The 10456-nt window shown below is 35.7% G+C and carries 11 protein-coding genes and 1 tRNA gene; all 12 read right to left on the bottom strand.

The features are described from left to right. Positions 1–1137: 1137 nt before the first annotated feature. A complete protein-coding gene (locus tag F6K54_RS31625) occupies positions 1138–1446 on the bottom strand; it encodes a hypothetical protein (protein WP_293086803.1) in 309 nt (102 codons plus the stop codon). 193 nt (positions 1447–1639) lie between these two features. Continuing rightward, a complete protein-coding gene (locus tag F6K54_RS31620; RefSeq protein ID WP_293086800.1) occupies positions 1640–1897 on the bottom strand; it encodes a hypothetical protein in 258 nt (85 codons plus the stop codon). 152 nt (positions 1898–2049) lie between these two features. Continuing rightward, positions 2050–2262, bottom strand: a complete 213-nt coding sequence (locus tag F6K54_RS31615) for a hypothetical protein (RefSeq protein WP_293086798.1) — start codon at positions 2260–2262, stop codon at positions 2050–2052. Positions 2263–2424: 162 nt separating this feature from the next. Further along, positions 2425–2676: a hypothetical protein gene (locus F6K54_RS31610; RefSeq protein WP_293086795.1), complete on the bottom strand. Its 252-nt coding sequence runs from the start codon at positions 2674–2676 to the stop codon at positions 2425–2427. 306 nt (positions 2677–2982) lie between these two features. Beyond that, positions 2983–4452: a hypothetical protein gene (locus F6K54_RS31605; RefSeq protein ID WP_293086805.1), complete on the bottom strand. Its 1470-nt coding sequence runs from the start codon at positions 4450–4452 to the stop codon at positions 2983–2985. A 1022-nt stretch (positions 4453–5474) separates the two neighbouring features. Then, entirely contained in the window at positions 5475–5909 is a 435-nt protein-coding gene (locus F6K54_RS31600) for a hypothetical protein (RefSeq protein WP_293086792.1), read from the bottom strand. Between the two features lie 7 nt (positions 5910–5916). Then, positions 5917–6303: a 50S ribosomal protein L7/L12 gene (rplL, locus tag F6K54_RS31595; protein ID WP_293086789.1), complete on the bottom strand. Its 387-nt coding sequence runs from the start codon at positions 6301–6303 to the stop codon at positions 5917–5919. Positions 6304–6504: 201 nt separating this feature from the next. After that, positions 6505–7353 (bottom strand): bifunctional 2-polyprenyl-6-hydroxyphenol methylase/3-demethylubiquinol 3-O-methyltransferase UbiG, encoded by an 849-nt coding sequence (locus F6K54_RS31590; protein WP_293086786.1) that lies wholly within the window; start codon positions 7351–7353, stop codon positions 6505–6507. A gap of 343 nt (positions 7354–7696) precedes the next feature. After that, a tRNA-Met gene (locus tag F6K54_RS31585) sits at positions 7697–7772 on the bottom strand. 115 nt (positions 7773–7887) lie between these two features. Further along, the gene (locus tag F6K54_RS31580) at positions 7888–8280 is read right to left on the bottom strand and encodes a hypothetical protein (protein ID WP_293086783.1); all 393 of its coding nucleotides are present in this window, start codon (positions 8278–8280) and stop codon (positions 7888–7890) included. A gap of 20 nt (positions 8281–8300) precedes the next feature. Continuing rightward, positions 8301–9839: a hypothetical protein gene (locus tag F6K54_RS31575; protein WP_293086781.1), complete on the bottom strand. Its 1539-nt coding sequence runs from the start codon at positions 9837–9839 to the stop codon at positions 8301–8303. A gap of 78 nt (positions 9840–9917) precedes the next feature. Then, entirely contained in the window at positions 9918–10409 is a 492-nt protein-coding gene (locus F6K54_RS31570) for a GNAT family N-acetyltransferase (protein ID WP_366558287.1), read from the bottom strand. Positions 10410–10456 lie beyond the last annotated feature (47 nt).

Genomic DNA, 10456 nt, shown 5'->3' with positions numbered 1-10456 from the left:
ACTATTGGACAATAGTAAATCAAATATCTATCTCGCTAAAGTTAGCGTTTGCTTTCCTATGACTGTATCTAAAATCAAGATAACTATTGGGCAATAGTAAATCAAATATCTATCTCGCTAAAGTTAGGGTTTGCTCTTCCTATGACTGTATCTAAAATCAAGATAACTATTGGGCAATAGTAAATCAAATATCTATCTCGCTAAAGTTAGGGTTTGCTCTTCCTGTGACTGTATCTAAAATCAAGATAACTATTGGGCAATAGTAAATCAAATATCTATCTCGCTAAACTTAGCGATCGCTTGACTATAACTGTATCTAAAATCAAGATAACTATTGGACAATAGTAAATCAAATATCTATCTCGCTAAAGTTAGCGATCGCTTTCCTATGACTGTATCTAAAATCAAGATAACTATTGGACAATAGTAAATCAAATATCTATCTCGCTAAAGTTAGGGTTTGCTTTCGTTTGAGAGTATCTAAAATCAAGATAACTATTGGACAATAGTAAGTCAAATATTAATCTCGCTAAAGTTAGGGTTTGCTTTCGTTTGAGAGTATCTAAAATCAAGATAACTATTGGACAATAGTAAGTCAAATATTAATCTCGCTAAAGTTAGGGTTTGCTTTCGTTTGAGAGTATCTAAAATCAAGATAACTATTGGACAATAGTAAATCAAATATCTATCTCGCTAAAGTTAGGGTTTGCTCTTCCTGTGACTGTATCTCAACTCAAGATAACTATTGGACAATAGTAAATCAAATATCTATCTCGCTAAAGTTAGGGTTTGCTTTCGTTTGAGAGTATCTAAAATCAAGATAACTATTGGACAATAGTAAATCAAATATCTATCTCGCTAAAGTTAGGGTTTGCTCTTCCTGTGACTGTATCTCAACTCAAGATAACTATTGGACAATAGTAAATCAAATATTAATCTCGCTAAAGTTAGCGTTTGCTTTCCTATGACTGTATCTCAACTCAAGATAACTATTGGACAATAGTAAATCAAATATCTATCTCGCTAAAGTTAGCGATATAGCTGCCGCTAGGCTCCGCCAACGCTTGAGTAAGGGACTAGCAAAAAAATAGCTTACCAGATCGTCTTTTGTGCAACAAAGCCATTATTAATTATTAATTATTCGGTAACACCTATTTCCAATAGTCTTTCTAATCTTGCACTTGACCAATATTCTGTAGGATATGCGATCGCAAAAATAGAGGCAAGTCGAATCAACCATGTCACCTGTTTAAAAGTATCATCTTCTTCATCAAATTCATCTGGTGGCACTAATACCATAATTTCCACAAAATCTTCCGTTACACTAACGGGAAGACCATAATAAGTTTCCTCTGCTTCAATGCGGACTTTAGTACCATTTTCTAATGCTTCTGTTAATCTTTGATAAAGAAGATTAGGCTTTTTTGAATTGTATCTTCTGGTCATTTCAGTTATCAGTTATAAGTTATCAGTTATCAGTACCTTCTACCGCAGCATGACTTAGGAAAACAGGAGGCTTGAAATACGGAATTCCATTTTCTCTTGGTCATTTCAGTTATCAGTTGTCACAATTATTCTCCATAACTATAACGTTGCAGTTTATAGCAGTCGAAGCAAAGGTGTTTGACAGATAAAAAGCTTAAAACTCAGACAACGCAAGGTTTTTCCTTCTTCCTTCTTCTTTCTTCCTTCTTCCTTCTGCTGTAGTGCTTTTAATAGCACCAACGCACAACTGGACTACCAACTCAGTTGCAGTAGCAGCACTTTGTAATTGAGCAAAATTAAGACTATCTGGTTTAATATTAGTTTCAGACAAAACCCTCTTAATACCATCATCAGTTAACCGCATTCCTGCTTCCATAAAGTCAGTACAAATTCCTTCATGTCGTTTAGTCAAAGCTCGACTGCGTTTGCACCAAAAATGGCTAATAATATCATGTCCGGATAATTAGTGATAAAAAAACTTTCTCCTTCAACTCCAGTTCTTCTTCTTTCTTCCCTCTTTCCTCCTGACTCCTGACTCCTGAGGACTGACTCCTCCGTAGTTATTTATTTATCACTGTTCAACCGGACATGATATAACATGAAAAACCTGTCCCTTTTTCCAAAAGGAACTGCTACTACTGGTGCTTTATGACGTACTAAAAGATCGTGACTGGCAGCTTCAATAGTAACTTTAGGATTAAGTATTTCAATAGGATGACTGCTAGCTTCTAACCACCATTGCGGATCTGCTCCCAATACTACTACTTCTGACCACAAACTATTTAAACTTGGTTCTACAGAAATAAGTTCATCTCTAGTATGTTGTTTATTCCAACGAATTGTATTAGGGAAAGCATGGTCGATAAAATTACCTAATGCCCAATCGGAAGTTACTAACCATTTACCATTTTCTACCTGTTTTCTCAGAGCATTAATTAGTTAATTTTCATAGGAATTAGAACAGTTTACAAATATAATTTTGGCATCCAGTTTTTGTGGATTAGGATTTATTTGTATTGGTAGTTTTAAGCATTGGAAAATTTTTTCAACATGGTCATAACTACCTGAGTAAACAGCTATATTCTTTTTGCTAATGTGATTTAAAATTGCTAAATCTTCAGGACGTTGTTCAGTAAATCTTTGCTTTACAGCAACAGCAGCTACCTGATAAGCTTTCTGCATATCTTTCATAGTTTTTCCATTAAAAAAGAAACCGGGTTTATTGCCCTGATTATTTTAAAATCACAAAATTTCATCGACAAAAGTTGTATTTGTTCTTAGTTTTGACTTTTGACTTTCCTTCCCGGTTTCTGCCTTAGTTGTATTTGTTCTTAGTTTTGACTTTTGACTTTTAACTTTTGACTTTCCTTAGTTGTATTTGTTCTTAGTTTTGACTTTTAACTTTCCTCAGTTGTATCTTTTCTTACTTTTGACTTTTGACTTTTGACTTTTGACTTTCCTTACTTTTGACTTTTGACTTTTAACTTTTGACTTTCCTTACTTTTGACTTTTGACTTTTAACTTTTGACTTTCCTTATCATCACGAACTGGCAATGAAGTCTCCATAATTTCCATCAACAACTCCAGTCGTGATTTCCGAGACAACATTGGTACCAAGTTTGGCAAAGAATAGTAGTCACCTTTAAAAGTAAAGGTTTCCACTGGTGCTTGCTTCTGCTTCAGTTGACTTTCCACATAATTAGAAGCATAGTTACCCAAACGCACGATAACCACATTTGGCATTACCGCCAAGTCTCGACAATAAGCAGTATAAGCTTCAGCAAAGTAGGGTGCAGTATTTTCCCCTTCATCTGTCACCAGAATAAATTGTTCGACAACTTGCTTTTTACGTCGCATTGCTTCTACTGCACAACCGCAACTTGTACCCCCACCTGCGCGGATATGTTGGAAACCACGTTCCCAGTCACTCAATTCTGTACCTTGAGCAGTAACAGGATAAGGAATAGTATCAAAAGCGTAGACAAATAGTTCCGCTTCAGTAATACCAGAAACCAAAGCAGCTAAACGCTTACCAACTTCGATCGCCTTTTCCATAGAACCAGATTTATCCACAAGTAAAGCAGTTGGCAAAGAAATTTTACCGCGCTTTTTCACTTGCTCATTTGTCACTTGCTCCAGTTTCGCAACAGTTTCCGCATCTACCTGAGCAGCATCAGCAGCAACCTTAGCTTTATAAGCAGACACGCGATCGCTCTTTTGTGCCTCAGTCAGTTTCTCATCAACTAACGCTTTTACCTCTGGATGCTCCATGGCACCACGAGCAGTCAGAGACTTCAGGTTATTGATAATTTCCTGGGGTGACATGGAGTTTATCAGTGCTACTAAAACAGTAGGTGTCAACTGTTTCACTGCTCCCACTGCCACAGTATAGGGAATTTTATGTTCCACTATTAATGCTGCTTGTTCTGCTGGAGTTTCTACTTTTGCCAACTGCTTGAGCATGAAAGCCAAACTATCCTCTGGAGGTCTTTCCTTAAACAAGATAGCATCAGCACGAGAGTTAGGTTTAATGTGCAAAGTCGCATATAGGTGCTTCATTGCCTTGCGGTTACGGAGAGCTGCCCGGTCAAAAAATTCTGGTTTTTGTTCGCGCTTCCGTAGATAACGTGTAACAGCAGTGCGTGCGGAACGTGGCATTTTATTTCGTTGCTGTTTCATAAAGTCTACAATGCGTGACACCTGGTATGGTGGGAAATTTTGTAGCATGATAAAACCAGCATCTCGGTGTTCTGTGAGGTTACTTGTTAACAAGTTTCCGAGGAACACTTCTTGATGATCGCGCACGTCACCATTGTTTTGATACCATACTGCTAAATGACCGTAAAAAATTGGGTCTAACTCAACAATTAATTGATGAATTTCTGCTACTTTTTCTAATTGACGGTGTGGTGTTGTGAGCAGACTATTGAGCATTTCTAAACGTAAGTCGCGCTCATCATTATTCATTTTAGTTTTAGACATTTTTTCTACCTCCTTATTTCAGTTATCAGTTATCAGTTATCAGTTACAGCAAATTCTAAATATATGAGGTACAAATATTAACTACTGAATTTTTGTAGTGTGGTTATCTTGCCATTTAGCGCCTCAAAAAGATAAAAAACCTGTCATGTTTTTAATGTTAAATATAAGGTATTTTTAAACACTTGATAACCTATAAATGTTCGTTGTTAACTAATTTAATTACAAGAAATTTACTTTTATGATGCAATTATTGTTGGCATTTTTCGGAGTATTTGTATTAATATTTATGATGAAAAAAAAGCCACGCAAATTCAGTTTTTTTTGTACTTATAAGTTCCCTAATAAGTTGTATATTTCAGCAATTAATAATTAATAATTACCGAATAATTAATAATTAATAATTAAATAATTCTGGTTTAAAGCCTCCCCTTTTAAGGGGAAAAAAAGAAAAAATATTTCCTTATATTCAATCCTCTCGGTTTTAACCAGAGGTAATTATCAATTATCAATTATCCATTATCCATTAATGAACTATTCTTAAAAGAAGAGGATTGACTAAAATATTTTTTTTGTATCCCCTTAAAAGAGGAGGCTTCAAGGCGTGAATTGTTGAATGAATAATTATTAACTATCAACTCTTAATTATTCATTATTCATTATTCATTATTAATTATTCAGTAACCTCTCTAGTTTAGGGCGGGACGATAACTGCTAATTGTTATAGCTTTCAACTTTAAAAATTTTGGTAGTCCCGAATCACGTAATGGTAGATAGGAACAAACAATATCTAGTGCGGGTATTCTGTCGGCGAATACGGGAGCAAGATGCTCCCACTGTTCTCCTAACAAAAATAATTACCAAAAAATTGGGTTTAAAGCCTCCCCTTTTAAGGGGATAATAAATAAAAATTTTCCTTTGAGTGAATCCTCCCCTTGAAAAGAAGAGGTAATTCTAAATTCTAAATTCTAAATTCTAAATTCTTGAAAATGCACCACCACCAATTTTTTTTACAAAGGTTTTAAATCTGGCTCTAGCCAATTTTTTCGAGCTGACTCAGACATCAGAAATTCTCTACTGTAATATTCAAAAGGTAAAGCTGAATTTTCGTAAAAGTTGACTAAATTATTGGCATTTTCTGCAAAATAATTATTCGCTGAATTTGTAGTCAAATATTTCTGAATCATTTTCACCCAAAACAGCGTAATTGTTTCGTGATAACCACTATATTTAGTATTTTTAGTACCTACTGCAACATTATATTTTTTGATGCGATCGCGAATATTATTTATTGCCTCTAACTCGGAATAGTTAGTCAAATACCAAAGCGCAACAATTAAATGTGCAGCATGAGTCCAATTATTTTTTGGTAAAGTACAATTATTGAATTCTCTGACAAGATTTTCTAACTCATTACTGGTGAAATAGATATTTTTATTGCACATAATAAAATTATTTCAAATCAACTATTGCTCCTAATTCCTCAAATTTTTGCTTAATCTGTTCGGCCTCCTGAATATTGACATTAGATTTAATAATTTGGGGTAAATTATACAAAGAATCTCTTATTTCCCGTATACCCCATTGAGTCAATACCCGTACCTGCTTCATTACAGCAATTAAACTATTAGGAGGAAATTCCACTAACACAACATCAAAAATAGTTTTTGGTTCTGGAGTATTTGTATTATCATCATCGACAATTTCAATAGGTTTTACTACAGTAATTTTATTGGCACTTACTCCAAAATAATATTCTATTTGTTTCACCAGTTCTGTAGCTTCCAACATTGTGATATATTTGAGTTTTTCCAATATTTCATCAGTTTTTATAGACATGATGCTTTCTCCATATAATAAAAAATGTATCTACTAAAATTTTATCGACTAAACTGCTCAAACAAACATTTTATTTACTCATTTTTTTGCCGAATAATTAAGATTTAAAGCCTCTATTTAAAAGGATAAAAAAGAAAAATAAATAACGCTCCGCGTCAATCCTCTCCTTGAAAAGAAGAGGTAATTATTAATTATTAATTATTAATTATTAATTATTAATTGTTTACCAATAGCCATAATATGAGCGCTCATTCCTAATAAGGAAGGTTCTGCTTCTATCCAACGAATAGCTTCTAGCATTCTTTCACGACGACTGGGATCATTCCAATTTTCCTCAAAATTTTGAAGTAACCAACCCGCTCCTTCAACAGCTAACATTTTTTCACAATATAAACCTGCTTCTTCCACCTCTGTTTTCAGTTCTTCAGGATGATGAAAAAATGTTGTAGTAAAGTAAGCAGGGTGGTTATTAGGGTTGCGATGCTGACCTTCAGCTAAATCTCGTCGAACAATTTCTACGAACTCTGGATCGTTGAAATTTCCCTGAAATAATCCACTAAAAGTTGAAGCAAAGCGCGAAATACCAATAGCAAACAAAAGACCACCAGTTTTTAAGATTCGAGTAGCTTCACGCAAAGCAGTTAAGCGATCGCTACGTTCAGTTAAGTGATACAGGGGACCAAACAGGAGAACAACATCAACGCTCTTGTCTGGTTGCTCTAATTGACGAGCATCTCCAACCTCCATGCTTGCAAGAGGATAATTAGGTTGAGTTTGAGAAAAATTTTGAGCTTGCTGTATATGTAGAGGAACTGCATCTATCAAATGAACTTCATACCCCTGTTGAGCAAGCCAAAAAGCATAGACACCTGAACCACCACCGACATCGAAAATAACAGCAGGAGGAGCGGGTAAAAAACGACTGAGAAGTTCTTGAGTGCGAGCAAATTCCAGCTTTCCTTCATCTTTCGACAAACGTTGCTCTTCTTCACCTCTCTCGTAGTAACTTAAGGCTTCATTTGAAAGCTGTAACCGAGATTTGTCTGACATTGTTTTTTATTGAATATTAACGACAAATAATTTTTTTTATTAATAAATAATGCTCTTAATATTTTGTTGTTATTCAATTATAATTAACGCTTTTATGCAGTTCTTAAATCATCTCGCACAAGTCAAAAAAGCTATTTATTCATACACAGGAACTTACCCCGCATTTTCTTGAATCCAAATCAAGGGCTGTTTGGTTAGTATGTAAGCTTTTTCTGTTAGGGTGCGAGATGAAAATTATATTTTTAGTAATTTTTATAAATTATCGAATTAAGATTTTTTTATTCTTTATTTGCGGGAATTAAACAATTTTAATCATCTCGCGCAAGTCAAGAAAGCTGTTTGTTTATACGCGGGATTTGAACCCACATTAGCTTTCGCTAGCTTGATTATGAGTCAAGTGCCTTTACCATTTGGCTAGTATGTAAGCTTTCCTAGTTAGGGCGCGAGATGAAACTTTTTTATATTGACAAATCTATTTTGTCTTTTGATTTGATATTAGAATAAATTATGCTATTCAAAGCGATCGCTATCAAACTATAAATTAGGCATTCCCGTCATTAGAGCAATTGCTTTTTGCAATAGCACAGCTTTTCCAGCAATTTCTGCAACTGAGCCAACGGCATCTTTAATTCCTGTCAGCAAACTTTTTAGTGTTAGCTTATTTGGCTTTTCTTTGTTGACCTCCTTAGCCACTTCCTGAACAGCCTCAACTACTTCTTCTTTGTTTTCAACCTTGCTAGAGTGGACTTCAATAGACTCTAGCAACTCAGTAATTAATTTAGCAACCTCTTCTTTTCCTGAAGCTTGCAGTTCACCAGCAATTTTTTTAATCTGAATCGCTTTGCTATTTTTACCAGCAACAGCCATTTCTGCTGAAAAAGAACCACCTGATACAACAATTCCTTGGTTTCCTTGTTCTTGATTCATAACTTAAATTCCTATGTCCTCTACTGTTTTTCTAAGTTTATTGAACTACCTACTGGATTCGCTATTGCCCTAGAGTTATTACTCATGATAGATGTGGAGTTTGCCCCTGCTGTAACCTGATTTGCTGTGAAGTTGCCTCCACTTACCATGACTCCCTGATTGATAATATTTGTCGCCATTTCCTGAAACTGGGATGTGTCAACTCCGTGGCCTTTAAGCATCTCTATAATTGATGCTAAAACAGCTTGGTCTATTGACTTCCAATACATTATTAAGTCTTGTATACCATAGTAGCTATCATAGAATTGATCTGATATTGATTCACGAAAGGTTTGGAATAACCCATAGTTATATTCTTCTTGGAATTTAGCTTCTATCCTCGTTCTTTTGTCTTCTGAGCGCCAAGTTAGGAGTTGACTAACAAACACTACAAGATACAAAAGTCCAACTAAGGCATAACCACCAAGATAATATGTTGTAAAAGCACCAATTAAAAACAACAAAAAGGTAACCAAAACCGTTTTGACTATTCTGGAAAACTTACCCTCCTTCAAAGTCGATGTTAGGCTAAAGCGCTGTCGATCAATTCCGAACAGTATATGGGTAGATGTTTCTACGAAAGTGATAGAACCGAGGTTGTAAAAACGCAGGAAGTAAGAAAGACGCTGATCCCTTTCTGTATTAGAATAACGATACACTCGATAAGCACGCCGTTCCTCACTCAAATTTCCCTCCCCTAAACTCCAGACCTGCTCTTCAGGAAGATTACTTTCTGGACTAAGTTGTGTTTTGTTGAGAATTTGGCCATCAGCATTTAATTCAAATCCGTCAACAAATAATAAAGAAAGCTGCTGCACATCAGAAAGTTGAAGTTTAGCTACCTCTGAATCAGCAGCACTATAAAATTCATTTACTGGAATCTGTATTCGTTCCTGGGATGACTGAGACTTTTCTGCTTCATTCTTAGAAGGCTTGCGATCTATCGCTATTGTCCACTCTGAAATTTTTTTCCCAGCTCCAAGAAATGGATACTTTGCAAAAGTAATAACATTCTGGGAAGGGTTAGGCTGAATGATATGCTGTTGTTTAAGAAATCTAAATATAGGTCTTGTCAGCAGGTTTATCCCCCCGATACTAGGGTTGGGTTTATAGTACCGTCGAAGAAACCGACGAGGTATTGACCAACGCAAATAGACAAGTTCGTATGCCACAATGCCTGAACCAGCAATATTGAGTGCTACAACCAAGAAAAATAAAAACTCATTACTCTCATAATAATAGTGGTATTTATTATGGTTATAAAGCAGTAACAAGAAAAGTTGGACAAGCCAAATTACTACAGCCACAATTCCGAATGCCACTGAAATTGCGACAGCTTGGGCTGCATGGCTCGTTATTTGATCTAAGTCCAAAGTTGCTTCTGGACTTTGGGCTTTATAAGGGGAACTCCGTAAACGGTTAAGTAAATCAAATCCACTCAAAATACCTCGGCGGTAAGCGCTACCTGAAAGTAAACGAGTGGTATTTAGATTTTGGCTTTCTCTGCTTGCCTCTACCATTATCCTCCTAATAATATTTTGTTTATAGGGGGTTTACCGAAGTCATTCATCTAAATTTTCAATAGATCAGGATAATTTTTAAAGTTCTTTGCCATAAATAATTTTAGTATGAACTTTACGGAAACCCACAGACTCATAAAGTCTATTTGCTCCCGACGGGTTTTCAGCATCAACACCAAGTATTGCCTTATCCATACCAACATCTTGTAAACGCTCCATTCCAGAAAGTAACATAGCTTTTCCTAACCCACGCTCCCTAAAACCACGGCGAGTTCCCAGATCGGCTATCCGCCCCTCTCTAGTTCCTTTGCGCTGGTTATCTTCTGGGCGAATAAAACAAATACAAAAAGCTGCAAATGTACCATCAGCAGTCAGCGCAACTAAATCCAAGTCTTGCCTGTAGTCAGGGTAACTCATTTTATGTTCTAACTTCTCAACTGTCAAATCATGGAAATTCCAATGATCGATAAATGTTTCGTTATACATTTCTACCCATGCTTCTAAAAAGTGTCGCTGCTCCTGCTTACCAGAAAACTGCGCAGAGGAGTGAAACTGTAATGTAAAACCTATAGGAAACTCTGGTTTTGGTAAGCGTTAGGCAAGCGATCGCTCCATAT

The organism is Okeania sp. SIO3B5 (genome assembly GCF_010692555.1).
Lineage (GTDB): Bacteria > Cyanobacteriota > Cyanobacteriia > Cyanobacteriales > Microcoleaceae > Okeania.
Note: the sequence above shows the minus strand (reverse complement) of the source record. Positions and strands in the feature narration are given on the sequence as shown.